Origin of the sequence: Achromobacter sp. SD115, assembly GCF_017355315.1 — a bacterium.
GTDB lineage: Bacteria > Pseudomonadota > Gammaproteobacteria > Burkholderiales > Burkholderiaceae_B > Achromobacter > Achromobacter xylosoxidans_B.
In genome coordinates this window covers 13,224-29,650 of sequence record NZ_JADIJM010000032.1, presented here as the reverse complement: position 1 = coordinate 29,650, position 16,427 = coordinate 13,224, and the positions used below count along the sequence as shown (strand labels likewise).

The 16,427-nt window shown below is 66.1% G+C and carries 13 protein-coding genes; 12 read left to right on the top strand and 1 reads right to left on the bottom strand.

Translation table 11 applies throughout. The annotated features are described in order from the left end of the window. Positions 1-2: 2 nt before the first annotated feature. The 12 genes from IPU70_RS30005 to IPU70_RS29950 all read left to right on the top strand — a co-directional run bounded on the left by IPU70_RS30005 (position 3) and on the right by IPU70_RS29950 (position 15,491). Positions 3-1,196, top strand: a complete 1,194-nt coding sequence (locus tag IPU70_RS30005; protein WP_207472767.1) for a patatin-like phospholipase family protein — start codon at positions 3-5, stop codon at positions 1,194-1,196. 192 nt (positions 1,197-1,388) lie between these two features. Next, positions 1,389-1,754, top strand: a complete 366-nt coding sequence (locus IPU70_RS30000; protein WP_207472766.1) for a helix-turn-helix domain-containing protein — start codon at positions 1,389-1,391, stop codon at positions 1,752-1,754. Between the two features lie 197 nt (positions 1,755-1,951). Further along, positions 1,952-3,214 carry an efflux RND transporter periplasmic adaptor subunit gene (locus tag IPU70_RS29995; protein WP_207472765.1) on the top strand — a complete coding sequence of 421 codons (1,263 nt, stop codon included), beginning with the start codon at positions 1,952-1,954 and terminating at the stop codon, positions 3,212-3,214. A gap of 62 nt (positions 3,215-3,276) precedes the next feature. Next, entirely contained in the window at positions 3,277-6,507 is a 3,231-nt protein-coding gene (locus IPU70_RS29990; protein ID WP_207472764.1) for an efflux RND transporter permease subunit, read from the top strand. Further along, positions 6,504-7,991 carry an efflux transporter outer membrane subunit gene (locus IPU70_RS29985; RefSeq protein ID WP_207472763.1) on the top strand — a complete coding sequence of 496 codons (1,488 nt, stop codon included), beginning with the start codon at positions 6,504-6,506 and terminating at the stop codon, positions 7,989-7,991. Before IPU70_RS29990 ends, IPU70_RS29985 begins: the two co-directional genes overlap by 4 nt. Next, on the top strand, positions 7,988-8,728 hold the full coding sequence (pdxJ, locus tag IPU70_RS29980; RefSeq protein ID WP_207472762.1) for a pyridoxine 5'-phosphate synthase: 741 nt from the start codon (positions 7,988-7,990) through the stop codon (positions 8,726-8,728). The genes IPU70_RS29985 and pdxJ overlap by 4 nt, the downstream gene beginning before the upstream one ends. A 48-nt stretch (positions 8,729-8,776) precedes the next feature. Next, complete coding sequence (acpS, locus tag IPU70_RS29975; protein ID WP_054452884.1) at positions 8,777-9,208, top strand: holo-ACP synthase; 432 nt, start codon at positions 8,777-8,779, stop codon at positions 9,206-9,208. 56 nt (positions 9,209-9,264) lie between these two features. After that, on the top strand, positions 9,265-10,323 hold the full coding sequence (gene nagZ, locus IPU70_RS29970; protein ID WP_013395005.1) for a beta-N-acetylhexosaminidase: 1,059 nt from the start codon (positions 9,265-9,267) through the stop codon (positions 10,321-10,323). Continuing rightward, complete coding sequence (gene uvrC, locus IPU70_RS29965; RefSeq protein ID WP_013395004.1) at positions 10,286-12,112, top strand: excinuclease ABC subunit UvrC; 1,827 nt, start codon at positions 10,286-10,288, stop codon at positions 12,110-12,112. Before nagZ ends, uvrC begins: the two co-directional genes overlap by 38 nt. A 206-nt stretch (positions 12,113-12,318) precedes the next feature. After that, entirely contained in the window at positions 12,319-12,891 is a 573-nt protein-coding gene (pgsA, locus tag IPU70_RS29960) for a CDP-diacylglycerol--glycerol-3-phosphate 3-phosphatidyltransferase (protein ID WP_207472761.1), read from the top strand. Between the two features lie 185 nt (positions 12,892-13,076). After that, entirely contained in the window at positions 13,077-14,381 is a 1,305-nt protein-coding gene (locus IPU70_RS29955) for an MFS transporter (protein ID WP_207472760.1), read from the top strand. Positions 14,382-14,489: 108 nt separating this feature from the next. Next, positions 14,490-15,491: a cytochrome-c peroxidase gene (locus tag IPU70_RS29950; protein WP_207472759.1), complete on the top strand. Its 1,002-nt coding sequence runs from the start codon at positions 14,490-14,492 to the stop codon at positions 15,489-15,491. Between the two features lie 15 nt (positions 15,492-15,506). On the opposite strand, the gene queF is transcribed toward IPU70_RS29950, so the two are convergent. Next, the gene (gene queF / locus IPU70_RS29945; protein ID WP_207472758.1) at positions 15,507-16,331 is read right to left on the bottom strand and encodes an NADPH-dependent 7-cyano-7-deazaguanine reductase QueF; all 825 of its coding nucleotides are present in this window, start codon (positions 16,329-16,331) and stop codon (positions 15,507-15,509) included. Positions 16,332-16,427: the final 96 nt, after the last annotated feature.

Here is a 16,427-nt window from a genome sequence, read left to right as displayed (position 1 = left end):
GTATGAGTACTCGCCGCAAGGCCCCGACCCAAGACACCGGCGATACGCCGCCCTATGAAGTCGTCGCCCTGGTGCTGCAGGGCGGGGGAGCGCTGGGGGCCTACCAGGCCGGGGTGTACCAAGGGCTGCACGAAGCGGGCATCCGGCCCAACTGGATTTCCGGCATTTCCATCGGGTCGATCAATGCGGCCATCATCGCGGGTTCCCGCGAGGACGAGCGGGTGGAGCGCTTGCGTGGTTTCTGGGAAGCCATCTGCCGGCCGGCGGGTTTCGCCTCGGTGCCGTGGGGCGAGACGCTCGGGCCCATGTTCGAAGGTTTGCCGTTCGGCTTCGGCTCACCCGTCATGAACGGGCACGTGTCGGCCTTCCAGGCCCTGTTCTCGGGCCAACCGGGCTTTTTCAAACCGCGTTTTCCGCCGCCCTACCTGGTGCACGGCAGGGGCGCGGCGTCCACCAGCTTCTACGACACCACGCCGCTGGCCGCCACCTTGCGGGAGTTCGTGGATTTCGACCTGCTCAATAGCGGTGCCGTGCGCGCCAGTTTCGGCGTGGTCAACGTGCGGACCGGCAACTTCGCCTATTTCGACAGCCTGAAGGACACCCTGAGGCCCGAGCACATCATGGCCTCGGGCGCCTTGCCGCCGGGCTTTCCCTCCGTCGAGATCGACGGCGAACACTATTGGGACGGAGGCGTCGTGTCCAACACGCCGCTGGCCCAGGTGCTGACCACGGACAACATGCGGGACACGCTGGCGTTCCAGGTCGATCTGTGGCCGGCGCGCGGCGGCCTGCCGACCAACCTGGAGGAAGTGGCCGAGCGGCAGAAGGATATCCAGTATTCCAGCCGGACCCGCCTGGTCACGGACCAGATGCGGCGCGTGCTCAAGCTGCGGCACGGCTTGCAGCGTCTGCTGGCGAAGCTGCCGGAGGCCGAGCGCAACGCAGTTGAGTTCGACGACATCCGCAAGCTGTCCCATACGCCGGCCACCAACATTATCAACCTCATCTACGAGTCCAAGCACCTGGAGCGTTACTCCAAGGACTACGAGTTCGGCACCGAGGCCATGCGCGAGCACTGGGAGTCCGGGCTGTCCGACATCCGCGCCACGCTGGCCAAGCCCGGCATCCTGGCCCGTCCGACCCAGGACAGTTGTTTCGTCACCCACGATATCCATCGCAACGGCAAGCGCACCTGAACTGGCGGGGCACAGGCGAGGCGGGCGATGCTGAATAGGGTGGGCAGCCTTCCGCTCGGATTGGTCCTATAGATGCCTTACAAATCCAACATAGGCGGTTTCCGGCGGTAGTCTTCCGGGGCAATTTGCAACCTTGTTCCGGGAGCCGGTCGCCATCCCGCGCGGCGCGGGCCGTCCTGGTGGAGATCCGTCGTGAATGCCCCCGCTCGCCTTGCCCAAGTCGCGCCCGCCCGCGCGGCCGACACTCTCTATGCCATGGACGGCTGGTGGACCCTGGTCTACCAGGGCTGGACCCTGCTTACGCCCCAGGGCATCCGCATCGGCCTGACTGCCCTGGAACGCACCTGCCTGCTTTGCCTGGCGGGTAATCCCGCCAGGGAACTGCGGCGCGATGAATTCATGGCCGTTCGCAAGCGCACCACGATGCGCACGTTGAATGTGGCCATCTGCCGCCTGCGCGGCAAGGTCTTGCTGGCCGGCGCCCGGCTGCCGTTGCATACGGTACATGGCATGGGCTATGTGTTCCTGGGCAAGCTGCGGGAGCTTTCCGAGACCTGATTTGTTGTATGAAATCCCGTCGCGCGTGGTATTTGAAGCACTAAAAATCAGTGATTTCCCCAATAACTGAGTTACATTACTGGGCTGATTACGTGCCGTGATGACGCATGCTTCTTATTTGGTCGCGGCCAGAGCCGCGGTTAAATACTGCGATTACATGACGCGATTACGGTTAATTACGCTACGCGGGGGTTTCAATGCGGTTTTCGCCTAAACGTGTTTCAGGGCTGGTGTTTTCTGGTGGGGTCCTCGCACTGATATTGGCTGGTTGTGGTGAAAAACCGCACATGAATCCAGGCATGCCCCAGGTTAGCGTCATTACGATCCAGCCGCAGCGCGCGCCCATCGTGTCCGACCTGCCTGGCCGCGTCGATGCCGTCCGGGATGCGCAGATCCGTTCGCGCGTCACCGGCATCGTCCAGAAGATCGCCTTCGAGCAGGGCGGGGACGTCAAGGAAAACCAACTGCTCTTCAAGATCGATCCGGCGCCCTACAAGGCCGCCTACGATCAGGCGACGGCGCAGCTCAAGCAGGCCCAGGCCAATCTGTTCAGCGCCAAGCTGCTGGCCGACCGCTACGCGCCGCTGGTCAAGGCCAACGCCGTCAGCAAGCAGGAATACGACAACGCCGTGGCCTCGTACCGCCAGGCGGACGCCGCCGTCGCCGCCGCCAAGGCCGCGCAGGACAACGCTGCGATCAATCTCGGCTACACCGACGTCACCTCGCCCATCACCGGCCGCATCGGCAAGCCGCTGGTCACCGAAGGCGCGCTGGTCGAGGGCACCTCCGCCACGCAGATGGCCACGGTGCAGCAGTTGGATCCGATCTACGTGGACTTCACCCAGTCCACCGCGGAACTCGCATCCCTGCGCCGCGCTTTTGCCAGCGGCCAGCTGCAGCAGGTCGGCAAGGACACGGCGCGCGCCACCATCGTGCTGGAAGACGGTTCCGAGTACGGCCAGCCGGGCAAGCTGCTGTTCACCGGCATCACGGTGGATCCGACCACGGGCCAGGTCAACCTGCGCGCCGAAGTCCCCAACCCCGACGGCATCCTGCTGCCCGGCATGTACGTGCGCGTGCGCCTGGAGCAGGGCGTGGACGACAAGGCCCTGATGGTGCCGCAGCAGGCGCTGCAGCGTACCGCCGACGGCCTGCAAAGCCTGTTGCTGGTCAAGGACAACAAGATCGAGCAGATTCCGGTCACCACTGGCGGCGCTCTCAAGAGCAACTGGATCGTCACCAGCGGCCTGAAGGCTGGCGACGTGGTCGTGGTGGAAGGGTTCCAGAAGGTCCGCCCGGGCGCGCCGGTGCAGGCCAGCGAATGGAAGAACGGCACGCCCGCAGCGGGCAGCCAAGCTCCCGCGCAACCGGGCGCCAAGCCCGCGGAATCCACTCCGCAGCCCGGCGCCAAGCCTGCCGAGCCTGCGCAGCAGGACAAGGCCGCAGGCCAGAAATCTTAAGCGGCACGCGGCGCAAGCGCCGCGTTCCTCTTTGGTGAGCATCGCTTTCAGAGTCAGCCCACATGCCGCAATTTTTTATTGATAGACCGATTTTCGCTTGGGTAGTCGCCCTGTTCATCCTGCTGGCCGGGGTGTTGGCGATCCCGAATATGCCGATCTCGCAGTATCCGGACGTGGCGCCGCCCGCGATCACGATCACGGCTACGTACCCCGGCGCTTCGGCCAACGAAGTGGCCGAGCAGGTCACCAGTATCATCGAAGACCAGCTCAACGGCGCCAAGGGCCTGATCTACTACGAGTCGGTCAGCGATTCCTACGGTACCTCGACCATCACCGCGACCTTCGCGCCTGGGACCAACCCAGACTTGGCGCAGGTGGACGTGCAGAACCGCGTGTCCAACGTGGTCGCGCAGTTGCCGACCGCCGTGCAGCAGCAGGGCTTGCAATACGAGCAGACCAGTACCGGCTTCCTGATGGTGGCGGCGGTGTCGTCCACCGACGGTTCGCTGGACCAGACCGCGCTGGCCGACTACATCACCCGCAACATCAAGAATCCGGTGTCGCGCGTGCCCGGCGTGGGCCAGTTCCAGCTGTTTGCGGCGCCTCGCGCCATGCGCGTGTGGGTCGATCCCGCCAAGCTGGTCGGTTTCAACCTGAGCATGTCGCAGGTCAACCAGGCCATCGCCCAGCAGAACGTGGTGATTTCCGGCGGCAGCATCGGCGCGCCGCCCAACCCGGACTCGCAGCGCATCACCGCCACGGTCACGGCCAACGGCCAGTTGAGCACGGTGGAGGGCTTTGGCAAGATCGTCCTGCGCGCCAATACCGATGGCTCCCAGGTGCTGCTGCGCGACGTCGCCCGCATCGAAGTCGGCGCGGACAATTACCAGTTCGGCGCCCGCCTGAACGGCAAGCCGACGGCGGCATTCGCCATCGTGCTGTCGCCCAACGCCAACGCGCTGGCTACCGCGCAGGGCGTGCGCCAGCAAATGGAAGAACTGTCCAAGTACTTCCCGGGCAACATTACCTACTCCATTCCGTACGACACGGCGCCTTACGTGAAGGTGTCGATCGAGCAGGTGGTCCACACCCTGGCGGAAGCCATGGTGCTGGTGTTCCTGGTGATGTACCTGTTCTTGCAGAACGTCCGCTATACCCTGATCCCGGCCCTGGTGGTGCCGGTGGCCATGCTGGGGGCGTTCGCGGTGATGCTGGCGCTCGGGTTCTCCATCAACGTGCTGACCATGTTCGCCATGGTGCTTGCCATCGGGATTCTGGTGGACGACGCCATCGTGGTGGTGGAGAACGTCGAACGGATCATGTCCACGGAGGGCTTACCACCCAAGGAAGCCACCAAGAAGGCCATGCCGCAGATCAGCGGCGCCATTATCGGCATCACGCTGGTGCTGGTGACGGTGTTCCTGCCGCTGGCCTTCATGAGCGGTTCGGTGGGCGTGATCTATCGCCAGTTCTCGATCGCGATGGCCGTGTCCATCTTCTTCTCGGCGCTGCTGGCGTTGACCTTCACCCCGGCGCTGTGCGCCACCATCCTCAAGCCGGTGCCCAAGGGCCACCACGAGGACAAGAAGGGCTTCTTCGGCTGGTTCAACCGCAAGTTCGACGCCACCACCCACAACTACCAGAATTGGGTGTCGCGCATCCTGCACAAGGGCGGCCGCATGATGCTGGCCTTCCTGTTGCTGGTCGTGCTGCTGGGCTGGCTGTACCTGCGCCTGCCGTCGTCGTTCCTGCCCGAGGAAGACCAGGGCTATGTGGTCAGCAACATCGAGCTGCCCACCGGCGCCACGGCCAACCGCACGGTCGAGGTCATCGAGCAGGTCGAGAAGTACTTCTCGGACGTGCCCGCGGTCGAGAACATCATTGCCGTGCAGGGCTACAGCTTCAACGGCAACGGCCTGAACGCCGCTATCGCCTTCGTCACGCTGAAGGACTTCAGCGAACGCAAGGCGCGCAAGGACTCCGCGGGCGCGATCGCCTTCCAGGCCTTCGAGAAGCAGTTGATGGGCATCCATGACGCGCAGGTGTTCACCCTGGTGCCGCCCGCCATTTCGTCCCTGGGCAACGCCACCGGCTTCGACTTCCGCCTGCAGGATCGCGGCGCGGCGGGTTCCGCTGCCCTGGCCGCGGCCACCGGCGAACTCATGGGCCTGGTCATGAAGAGCCCCGTGCTGTCGCAAGTGCGCATCACCGGTCTCGGACCGGGCGCACAGCTCGGCCTGACCATCGACCGCGACAAGGCGGCCGCGCTGGGCGTGGATTTCAACGAGGCCGCCTCGCTGATTTCCACGGCGGTCGGTTCCGCCTACCTGAGCAAGTTCCCCAACCTGGGCCGGATGCAGAACATCTGGGTGCAGGCCGACGCGCCGTACCGCATGCAGCTCAATGACGTGCTGCAGCTGAATGCGCGCAACGGCCAGGGCGGCATGGTGCCGCTGTCCACCTTCGTCAAGGCCGAATGGAAACAGGGCCCGGTGCAGGTGGTGCGCTACAACAGCTACGAGTCCATGCGCATCAGCGGCGACGCCGCGCCGGGCTACACGACGGGCGAGGCGATGGCCGAGATGGAACGCCTGGTGGGCCAGTTGCCGCAGGGCTTCGGCTACGAGTGGAACGGCCTTTCCTACCAGGAGCGCCAGGCCGGCAACCAGGCCCCGATCCTGATGGGCCTGTCGCTGCTGGTGGTGTTCCTGGTGCTGGCCGCCCTGTATGAAAGCTGGGCCATCCCGATTTCGGTGATGCTGGTGGTGCCGCTGGGCATGCTGGGCGCGGTGGCGCTGATCAGCGCGCTGGGCATGTCCAACGACGTGTACTTCCAGGTGGGCATGGTGACCGTGATCGGGCTGGCGGCCAAGAACGCCATTCTTATCGTGGAGTTCGCCAAGGACCAGTACGCGCGCGGCATGGGCTTGTACGAGTCGGCGGTGGAAGCCGCCAGGCTGCGGTTCCGCCCCATCCTGATGACTTCGCTGGCGTTCATCCTGGGCGTGGTGCCCCTGGCCATGGCGACCGGCGCCGGCGCCGCCAGCCAGCGCGCGGTGGGTCTGGGCGTGCTGGGCGGCATGCTGGCCGCCACGCCGTTCGCGGTGATTTTCGTGCCGACCTTCTTCGTGGTGGTGCTGGGCCTGTTCAAGACCCGGCCGCGCCTGCTGGGCGCCGAACTGCGCGCCTTCGAAGAAGAGCAGGCGGCCAAGAAGGCTGCAGCCGGACAGGCTGCCCCGGACGCCGCGCAACATCCCGCACAACCCAACGGTGGCCAGGAGGGCAAGGAATGAAAGCCCTGAAGTTCAAACAGACCGCCTTGTCCGCTTTCGTGGCGGTGGCGTTGGCCGGCTGCTCGCTGGCGCCTGATTACAAGCGCCCCGACGCGCCGGTGACGGGCACCTGGCCCGACCAGCCCAAGGTGCAGTACGGCGGCTATGCCAAGCCCACTTCGCTGGGGACCCAACCGTCCACCGCGGTCATGCCGCAGGACGGCACGCCCGCCGCCAATCTGGGCTGGCGCGAGTTCTTCCGCGATCCGCGTCTGCAAAGCCTGATCGAGCTGTCGCTGGTCAACAACCGCGACCTGCGCGTGGCGGTTGAACGCGTCGAAGAGGCCCGCGCCCAGTACGGCATCCAGCGCGGCGCGCAATGGCCCAGCATCGGCGCCGGCATCCAGGGCCAGCGCCAGCATCTGCCGCAGAACATGCGGGCCGCCGGCTCGGGCTCCATCAGCAGCTCGTACCAGGCCGGCATCGGCCTGACCACCTTCGAGATCGACCTGTTCGGCCGCTTGCGCAACCTTTCCGAGGCCGCGTACCAGCAATACCTGTCGACGGAACAGGCGCAGAAGAGCGCCCAGATCACGCTGGTCGGGTCGGTCGCGCAGTCGTATTTCAACCTGCGCGCCGCCGAGGTCCAGCTGGAGCTGACGCAGCGCACCTTGGCGTCGCGCCAGGAGTCCTATGACCTGGTCAAGCGCCGTTTCGACGGCGGCGTGGCCTCCGAACTGGACCTGAACCAGGCCAAGACGCTGCTGGATACGGCCTCGTCCGATCTGGCGCAGTTGGCCCGCGCCCAGGCTCAGGCCATGAACGCCCTGGTGCTGCTGGTTGGCACGCCGTTGCCGCCGGACCTGCCGGCGCCTGCCGTGTTCGGCCGCGACCAGCTGTTGGCCACGGTGCCTGCCGGCCTGCCGTCCGACCTGCTGGAACGCCGCCCGGACATCATGGCCGCGGAAAACCAGTTGCTGTCCGCCAACGCCAATATCGGCGCGGCGCGCGCGGCGTTCTTCCCGACCATCTCGCTGACCGGCCTGCTGGGCGTGGCCAGCCCGTCGTTGGGCGACCTGTTCAAGGGCGGCCAGGGCTATTGGAGCTTCTCGCCTTCGATCACCACGCCGCTGTTTGCCGGCGGCAGCATCCGCGAAGGGCTGAACCTGGCCAAGGCGCGCGACAATATCGCCGTGGCGCAGTACGAACAGTCCATTCAGCAGGCGTTCCGCGAAGTCTCGGACGCGCTGGCGGGCGAAGCTACCTACGGGGCGCAGCTGGATGCCCAGCGCGCCTTGCAGGACGCGTCCGGACGCACGCTGGAACTGTCGAATCTGCGCTATACCAACGGTATCGACAGCTACTTGCAGGTGCAGACCGCGCAGGTGGACTTTTTCAATGCCCAGCTCTCTCTGGTCCAGACTGGCCTGGCCGCGCTGATCAACCGCGTGGAACTGTACAAGGCCCTGGGCGGCGGCTGGGAAGAAACAACGAAAGTGCAATGATAGAACTTGGTGTAAACATCGATCACGTTGCCACGCTGCGGCAACAACGCCACACGACCTATCCGGATCCGGTGCTCGCCGCGTTGCGCGCGGAGGATGCCGGCGCTGATCTGATCACGCTGCATCTGCGCGAAGACCGGCGCCATATCCAGGACAAGGACGTCTATGCCATGCGTCCGCAACTGCGCACGCGCATGAACCTGGAATGCGCGGTGACGGCGGAAATGCTGGAAATCGCCTGCGCGGTCAAGCCCAGCGACGTCTGCCTGGTGCCCGAAAAGCGTACCGAGCTCACGACCGAAGGCGGCCTGGAAGTCGCTGGCGCCATGGGGTCCGTGTCGGACGCCGTGGGCCTGCTGGCCGAGGCCGGCATCCGTGTGTCGCTTTTCATCGATCCGGATCCGGTGCAGATCGCGGCCGCGGCCAAGGCCGGCGCGCCGGTGATCGAATTGCACACGGGCGCCTATGCCGAAGCCGAAGGGGAGGCCGCCGAGGCCGAACTGCAACGGCTGCGCCTGGCCGTGGCCGAAGGGCTGCGCCATGGCTTGCGCGTGAATGCCGGCCACGGCCTGCATTACGGCAACGTCAAGCCGGTGGCCGCGCTGGACGGCATCGCCGAGCTCAACATCGGCCACGCCATCGTGGCGCAGGCGGTGTTCGACGGCTGGGAAAAGGCGGTGCGCGACATGAAGGCGCTGATGGTGCAGGCCCGCCTGCAGGCGCTGCGCGGGCTGTGACCGCGAACCCGATGCCTCTTGCTTGCCGCTGGATGCGCGCTCATTCCCATGTCTGACGCCTCCCGCCCCGCCGCGCCCGCGGGCGCCATTGCCGGCATCGGCATGGACCTGCTGCGCATCGACCGCATCGAGCGCGCCTTGGCGCGTCACGGCGACCGTTTCGCTGAAAAAATCCTGGGCGTCGAGGAACTGCAGAAATTCCACGCGCGCCGCGCCCGCGACCCGGTACGCGGCCTGCGTTTTCTGGCCACGCGCTTCGCGGCCAAGGAAGCGTTTTCCAAAGCCATCGGCCTGGGCATGCGCATGCCCATGACGTGGCGCCGCGTGCAGACGCTGAATGCGCCCGGCGGGCGTCCCGTACTGGTGATCGCGCCCGAACTGCTGCAATGGTATGAGCAGCGGTTTGGCGCGGCGCACGTATCCATTACCGACGAATCCGACATGGCCGCCGCTTACGTGGTGGTTGAACGCAAGCCCTGATCCGCGGACCCGTGTCCGCGGCCGGCTTGCCAGACTCAGACAGAAGGAAGCCAGACATGGCCAAGAAGAAATCCAAGGCGGTTTTGCCGCCCGGCCCCGTGATGGTCGATGTGGCGGGATACACGCTGACGAAGGCGGAAAAGAAACGCCTGCGCCACCCGTTGGTGGGCGGCGTGATTCTTTTCGCGCGCAATTTCGAAAGCCGCAAGCAGCTGACCGAGCTGACGCGCCAGATCCACAAGGCCCGCAAGGAGCCCCTGCTGATCCTGGTGGACCACGAGGGCGGCCGCGTGCAGCGCTTCCGCGAGGACGGCTTCACGCCGCTGCCCGCCATGCGCGATCTCGGCGTTCTATGGAACCGCGATCCGCTGCAAGCCATGCGCCTGGCGACCGAAGCCGGCTACGTGCTGGCCGCCGAACTACGCGCCTGCGGCGTGGATATGAGCTTCACGCCCGTGTTGGACCTGGACTACGGCGTCAGCAAGGTGATCGGCACCCGCGCCTTCCATCAGGACCCGCGCGTGGTCGCGATGCTGTCGCGCGCGCTGATCCAGGGTTTGCAGCTGGCGGGCATGTCGGCCTGCGGCAAGCACTTCCCCGGCCATGGTTTCGTGGAAGCGGATTCGCACCATGAGATCCCGGTGGACCCGCGTCCGTTGGACAAGATCCTGAAGGACGACGCTGCCCCGTATGCCTGGCTGGGCGACGCGGTGCTGCCGTCGGTGATGCCCGCGCACGTGATCTATCCCAAGGTCGACAAGCACCCGGCCGGTTTCTCCAAGCGCTGGGTCCAGGACATCCTGCGCACCCGCCTGGGCTACGATGGAGTGGTGTTTTCGGACGACCTGACCATGGAAGGCGCCTCGGTGGCAGGCGACATCCTCGACCGCGCCAACGCCGCCTTGGGCGCCGGGTGCGACATGGTGCTGGTATGCAACCGGCCGGACCTGGCCGACGAACTGCTCGAGCGCCTGAAGTTCGAGCACCCGGCCGAGTCCGTGGCCCGCATCCGCCGCCTGATGCCGCGCTTTGATGCGCCGGACTGGGATACTTTGCAGGCTGAAAGCCGTTACCAGAATGCCCGACGACTTCAATCTCAAATCGTTCCTGGCTGACCTGCCGCATCTGCCGGGCGTGTACCGGCATCTGGATGCGGCCGGCGAGGTCATGTATGTCGGCAAGGCGCGCGACCTGAAGAAGCGCGTCTCGTCGTATTTCCAGAAGAACCTGGCCAGCCCGCGCATCGCCCAGATGGTGGCGAAGGTGGCGCGGCTGGAGGTGACGGTGACGCGCTCCGAAGCGGAAGCGCTGATCCTCGAAAACAACCTCATCAAGACCCTGAAGCCGCGCTACAACATCCTGTTCCGCGACGACAAGTCTTATCCCTACCTGCTGATCACCGGCCACGATTGGCCGCGCATCGCTTATTACCGCGGCGCCACCAACAAGCGCGGCCAGTACTTCGGACCATTCCCCAACGCCTGGGCCGTGCGCGAAACGATCCAGATCCTGCAGAAGGTATTCCGCCTGCGCACCTGTGAGGACTCGGTCTTCGCCAACCGTTCGCGGCCCTGTCTGCTGCATCAGATCGGGCGCTGCTCGGCCCCCTGTGTCGGCGCGATCGAGGCAGCCGACTACGAACGCGACGTGCAGCGCGCCGTGCGCTTCCTGAACGGGGAAGCCAAGGACGTGATGGGCGAGATCGAAAACCGGATGCAGCAGGCCGCCAGCGAATTGCGTTTCGAGGAGGCCGCGGCGCTGCGCGACCAGATGGGCTCGCTGGCGCGCGTGCTGCACCAGCAGACCATGGAGAACGTCAGCGGCGAGGACACCGACATCATCGCGGTGGCGATTGCCGGGGGCAAAGTCTGCGTCAACCTGGCGATGGTGCGGGGCGGCCGCCATCTGGGCGACAAGCCGTTCTTTCCCTCGCATGCGGAAGGCGAGGCCGCGCCCCAGGTGCTGGAAGCCTTCGTCGCCCAGCACTACACCGACAACGCCATGCCGCCGGTGCTGGTCTGTTCGCACGCCTTGCCTGATCCCGACCTGATCGGCCTGCTGGTGGAGCAGGCTGGCGGGCGGCCGTCGCGCGTGCTGACTCGCCCGCAGGGCGCGCGCCGCGCCTGGCTGGAGCAGGCGACCAAGAATGCCGAAATGGCCCTGGCCCGCGCGCTGACCGAGTCCGGCGCCCGCGCGGCCCGCACCCTGGCGCTGGCCGAAGCGCTGGACCTGGACACGGACGAAGCCGCACTGGATGCGCTGCGCATCGAATGCTTCGACATCAGCCACACGGCCGGCGAAGCCACCCAGGCGTCCTGCGTGGTGTTCGAGCATCACGACATGCAGCCCTCGCTGTACCGCCGCTACAACATCGGCGGCATCACGCCGGGTGACGACTACGCCGCCATGCGCCAGGTGCTGAGCCGCCGCTTCGCCAAGGTGGCGGACGGCGAGGCGCCCATGCCTGGCCTGGTGTTGATCGACGGCGGCAAGGGCCAGGTGGAAGTCGCCCGCCAGGTGTTCGTGGAGCTGGGCCTGGACGTCCAGACGCTGGTGGGCGTGGCCAAGGGGGAAGGGCGCAAGGTCGGCCTGGAAACCCTGGTGTTTGCCGACTCCCGGCCGCCGGTGGCGCTGGGCGGCGAATCCGCCGCGCTGATGCTGATCGCCCAGGTGCGCGACGAGGCGCACCGCTTCGCCATCACCGGCATGCGCGCCCGCCGCGCCAAGGCCCGCAACGTGTCGCGCCTGGAAGAGATCGAAGGCATCGGCGCCCGCCGCCGCCAGCGCCTGCTGGCCCGTTTCGGCGGCTTCTCCGGCGTGGCCTCCGCCAGCATCGAAGACCTGGCCTCGGTCGACGGCATCTCTCAGGACCTGGCCATTCGCATCTATGAAGCCTTGCGGTAACGCGGCTATGCGTAAATTCCGGCTTCAAATGCAACCCACACCTCATGCGGCGCGAATGCCGCACGACATTGGACGCAGATGCAGCAAGCGGCTTAGCGCCTAGCCGGGCCGCGCGGATCCGGCTCCGCCGGTCCGCTGCCGGCGCCCCCTGGGGGGAAGCGCCTCCGGCGCTTCGGGGGGGGCTCTTGATGTAGCATACGGACACTATGCCAATTAATGTACCCATTATCCTGACATGGCTGCGCATCGCCATGATTCCGCTGGTGGTCGGGCTGTTCTACCTGCCCGAAAGCTGGATGTCGGTCCCTGTTCGCGACACCTTCGCCGCCTGGGCTTTCATTATTGCGGCGCTGACCGATTGGTTCGACGGCTGGCTGGCCCGCCGCTGGAACCAGACCTCGGCGTTCGGCGCCTTCCTGGATCCGGTCGCCGACAAGCTGATGGTCTGCGCCGCCCTGATCGTCCTGTTGGACCTCGGCCGCGCCGACGCCTTTATTTCCCTGATCATCATCGGCCGTGAAATCACGATTTCCGCCTTGCGCGAGTGGATGGCCAAGATCGGCGCCAGCGCCAGCGTGGCGGTGCACCGGCTGGGCAAGTTCAAGACGGCCGCGCAGATGGTGGCGATTCCGTGCCTGCTGTACAACCAGCCGATCTACGGCGTCAGCGCGCGCCTGCTGGGCGATGTGCTGATCATCGTGGCGGCGGTGCTGACGGTATGGTCGATGCTGTACTACCTGCAGCGCGCCTGGCCCGCCATCCGCGAAAAGGCCCTGTAGTATTGATTTGCACAACGGCGGCCCGGCTCGCGCAAGGCGGCCGCCGTTACATACAAAGAGCGATCGGCCGGCATGTCCGGCATGGCGCCTCAAAGTCCAACGCCCGGAGCACCGGACGTTGCCGGAGACAACCTGCGCATCGCCCCTGGCGCCGCGCCACCTGCCGCTGACCGCGGCCGTCTGCAATGAACACCGCTGCGAATACCCTGGCTCTGGACGCCGCCGCCCGCCGGCGCGACTGGAAGCTCATCATGCTGATCGGCGTGGCCCACGCTTCCTCGCACTTCTTCCAACTGGTACTGCCTTCGCTCTATGTCTCGCTGGGTAACGAGTTCGGGCTGGACTTCGCCCGCCTCGGGCTGCTGGTGTCCACGTTCTACGTGGTGTCCGGCATCGGCCAGGCGTCCTCGGGCTTCGTGGTCGACCGGATCGGCGCGCGGCCGGTGCTGTGGTTCGGGCTGGCGTGTTTCGTGCTGTCGGGAGTGCTGATCGGATCGGCCAACGGCTATGCCATGCTGATTGCGGCGGCGGTCGTGGGCGGCATCGGCAATTCCGTTTTCCATCCTGCCGACTATTCCATCATCAACCATCGGGTTTCCGCAGCGCGGCTGGGGCATGCGTTCTCCGCGCACGGGCTGACGGGCAACCTGGGCTGGGCGCTGACCCCGGTTTTCATGACCAGCATCACCTTGCTGGCGGACTGGCGTGTGGCGGCCTACAGCGCCGCCGGGCTGGTGGCGCTGGTGCTGCTGCTGACGATACTGGGCCGCGACCTGCTTGGCGGCCCGTCGCCGCTGGAAGGCCATGCGGACGCGGAAACCGGCAAGACTGTCGCCAAGCCCGTCGCGAAACCCCAGGAAAGCGTGCTGACCACGCTGGCCACGCTGTTGTCCAAGCCGGCACTGTGGGGCGCGTTCCTGTTCTTCGCCTGCACCTCCATTGCGCTGTCCTCGGTGCAGAACTACACCATTCCCCTGCTGGGCCAGCTGTATGACCTGTCCAAGGTCGCCGCCAGCTCGGCGCTGTCCGGTTACATGGTGGCGTCGGCCGTCGGCATGGCCGCGGGCGGTTTCCTGGTCTCGGCCAATCCGCGCACCGAGCGCACCGTGATGGTGGCGCTGATTCTGGCCGGTTTGACGCTGGTGGTGCTGGCGCTCGGCCTGGTGCCCGCCGTCCTGGCCGCGCCAGTGGTGGCCCTGGCTGGCTTTTGCTCCGGCGTGGCGGCGCCGTCGCGCGACATGCTGATCCGCCGCGTCACGCCCAAGGGATCCACCGGATCCGTCTACGGGCTGGTGTATTCCGGCATGGACGTGGGCTCGGCGCTGGGTCCGCTGGCATTTGGCCTGCTGCTGGACGCCGGGCTGCGCCAGGGCCCCTGGGTGGGCGCCGGCGTGGCGTTCGCCGCCGCAGCCTTCCTGGCGCAGTGGATCGCGGTGCAGGCGCGCCGCGCGGAACCCGCGGCCCCGGCCTCGGCTGCCGCGCGATCCTGAACCAGCCGGGGCGGGCGCCCCGGCGGTTTGACCCCACGCAAGGTTGATGCGGCGTCTCTCTGATGTAATGACCTCGTCAGTGAAGTGGTCATTACTCAGGAGAAGCAAATGAGAAGGGCAAGCGCGTTGCTGGCGGCAGGGGTCGCCTTGGGCAGTTGGATGGGTCTGGCCAGTGCGGCCTCGCAGGAACCGATACAGCCGGTCGAGCCGGCGGTCATCAAGGAGCCGGCCAAGGTCGAGCTGGGCAAGAAGCTCTTCTTCGATCCGCGCCTGTCGCGCTCGGGCGCGATTTCCTGTAATTCCTGCCACAACCTGGGAATGGGCGGCTCGGACAATCTCAAAGCCTCGATCGGCCACAAGTGGCAGCAGGGCTCGATCAACTCTCCCACGGTGCTCAATTCCAGCCTGAACATCGCCCAATTCTGGGACGGCCGCGCCAAGGATCTGCGCGAGCAGGCGGGCGGCCCCATCGCCAACCCCATGGAAATGGCCTCCACCCACGAGCTGGCGGTGCAGGTGCTGAACTCCATCCCCGGCTATCGGGCGGAATTCAAGCAGGTCTTCGGCAAGGACGACATCACGATCGAAGAGGTCACCGGCGCCCTGGCCGCGTTCGAGGAAACGCTGGTAACGCCCAACTCGCGCTTCGACCAGTGGCTGCGCGGCGACCAGAAGGCACTGACCGTGCGTGAGCTGGCGGGTTATGAACTGTTCAAGAACAGCGGTTGCGTGGCCTGCCACAACGGCGTGGCGGTGGGCGGCAATTCGTTCCAGAAGATGGGCCTGGTCACGCCCTACGTCACCGAGAACAAGGCCGAGGGCCGCGCGGCGGTGACGGGCAAGGACGCCGACCGCTTCAACTTCAAGGTGCCGACGCTGCGCAACGTGGCGCTGACCTATCCGTACTTCCATGACGGCGAGGCAGCCACGCTGACGCAGGCCGTGGATGTGATGGGCCGCTTGCAGCTGGGCCGGACCTTCACGCCGGATGAGAACGCGCAGATCGTGGCGTTTCTGAAGACCCTGACGGGCGATCAGCCGGCTTTCCAGTATCCGGTGCTGCCGCCATCGGAAGACGACACGCCGCGGCCCGAACCCTTTGTGCAGTAGAGCGGTTGTGGGGGCCTACTGGCGGACGGTGCGCACGTCCGCCGGCGGGCCGGCTTCGAAGTTGCTGCGCCACGGGTTGATGTCCAGCCCGCCGCGGCGCGTGTAGCGCGCGTAGATCGTCAGCTGCTCTGGCCGGCAGGCCTGCATGATGTCGCTGAAGATGCGCTCGACGCAATGCTCGTGGAATTCCGCGTGCTGGCGGAACGACACCACATAACGCAGCAGCGACTCGCGGTCTATCGGTGCGCCGCGGTAGCGGATCTGCACGCTGGCCCAGTCGGGCTGGCCCGTCACGGGGCAGTTCGATTTCAACAGGCGCGAGGCCAGGGTTTCCTCGACCACTTCGCCCGGGCGGGTGCGCAGCACTTCGGGCGCCGGCTCGTAGGTGTCGATCTCGATGTCCAGCTTGTCTATATAGATGCCGTCCAGCTCGCCCATCTGCAATTCGGAGAAACGCTGCGGCAGGAAGAAATCCAGCCCCACCGGCGCGCCGGCGGCGGCGCTCAGGTCGCGTTCCAGGCGGCCGCGCAAGGCGGCCGAATTGACCAGGCGGGTCTGGTTGAACGAGTTCAGGTAAAGCTTGAAGGACTTGGACTCGATGATGTTGGGGCTATCGGCCGGCACCGAGAAGGTGGCCATGGCCACCCGCGGCTTGCCTTTGGCGTCCAGCCACGACAGCTCGTAGGCGTTCCACAGGTCCACGCCGGTGAAGGGCAGCTTGCCTGCTTCCAGGTTCAGCGCCGCACGGTTGTGCGAACGCGCGATGGGGAAGAGCAGCGAGGGGTCGTATTGCGAGGCGTAGGCCACGCTCTGGCCCAGCGGGCCGTGGGACAGCGTCATAGCGGAGTCATCGGAAAACTGAAGAATGAGCGCATTGTAGGCGCTGGCAAAAAAGCCTGATTTTCCATATCGTGAAATGTAACCTTCGTCATGTGA

Coding starts and splice junctions, on each gene's coding strand:
- IPU70_RS30005 (WP_207472767.1), top strand. CDS start 3: ATGAGTACTCGCCGCAAGGCCCCGACCCAAGACACCGGCGATACGCCG.
- IPU70_RS29995 (WP_207472765.1), top strand. CDS start 1,952: ATGCGGTTTTCGCCTAAACGTGTTTCAGGGCTGGTGTTTTCTGGTGGG.
- IPU70_RS29990 (WP_207472764.1), top strand. CDS start 3,277: ATGCCGCAATTTTTTATTGATAGACCGATTTTCGCTTGGGTAGTCGCC.
- IPU70_RS29985 (WP_207472763.1), top strand. CDS start 6,504: ATGAAAGCCCTGAAGTTCAAACAGACCGCCTTGTCCGCTTTCGTGGCG.
- pdxJ (WP_207472762.1), top strand. CDS start 7,988: ATGATAGAACTTGGTGTAAACATCGATCACGTTGCCACGCTGCGGCAA.
- acpS (WP_054452884.1), top strand. CDS start 8,777: ATGTCTGACGCCTCCCGCCCCGCCGCGCCCGCGGGCGCCATTGCCGGC.
- nagZ (WP_013395005.1), top strand. CDS start 9,265: ATGGCCAAGAAGAAATCCAAGGCGGTTTTGCCGCCCGGCCCCGTGATG.
- uvrC (WP_013395004.1), top strand. CDS start 10,286: ATGCCCGACGACTTCAATCTCAAATCGTTCCTGGCTGACCTGCCGCAT.
- pgsA (WP_207472761.1), top strand. CDS start 12,319: ATGCCAATTAATGTACCCATTATCCTGACATGGCTGCGCATCGCCATG.
- IPU70_RS29955 (WP_207472760.1), top strand. CDS start 13,077: ATGAACACCGCTGCGAATACCCTGGCTCTGGACGCCGCCGCCCGCCGG.
- IPU70_RS29950 (WP_207472759.1), top strand. CDS start 14,490: ATGAGAAGGGCAAGCGCGTTGCTGGCGGCAGGGGTCGCCTTGGGCAGT.
- queF (WP_207472758.1), bottom strand. CDS start 16,331: ATGACGCTGTCCCACGGCCCGCTGGGCCAGAGCGTGGCCTACGCCTCG.